The 349-nt window shown below is 34.4% G+C and carries 1 pseudogene; it reads left to right on the top strand.

Annotated features, from left to right (window positions below):
• A pseudogene (locus tag ACNG5D_RS15890) lies at positions 1-349 on the top strand (methylmalonyl-CoA mutase family protein); the annotation flags it as partial.

Raw genomic sequence — 349 nt, 5'->3', positions numbered from 1 at the left:
ATTTAGCCAATGCAATGACTTCGGTGAGTATGACTATTAATGGTCCTGCTCCAATGTTGCTTGGGTTTTTTATGAATGCTGCTATTGACCAACAATGCGAAATTTATATTAAAGAAAATGGTTTAGAAAAAGAGGTTGAAGCTAAAATAGCTAAGATTTACAAAGATAAAGAAAGACCTAAGTATAATGGCGATTTACCTGAAGGAAATAATGGCTTAGGCTTGATGTTATTAGGAGTTACAGGAGATCAAGTGTTGTCAGAAAAGGTGTATGCTGAGATTAAAAAGAATACCATTGCACAAGTTAGAGGAACAGTGCAAGCAGATATTTTAAAAGAAGATCAAGCACA

It is taken from the genome of Algibacter ulvanivorans (assembly GCF_048381495.1).
Classification (GTDB): domain Bacteria; phylum Bacteroidota; class Bacteroidia; order Flavobacteriales; family Flavobacteriaceae; genus Algibacter_B; species Algibacter_B ulvanivorans.
This window is presented reverse-complemented; position numbering and strand designations above follow the sequence as displayed.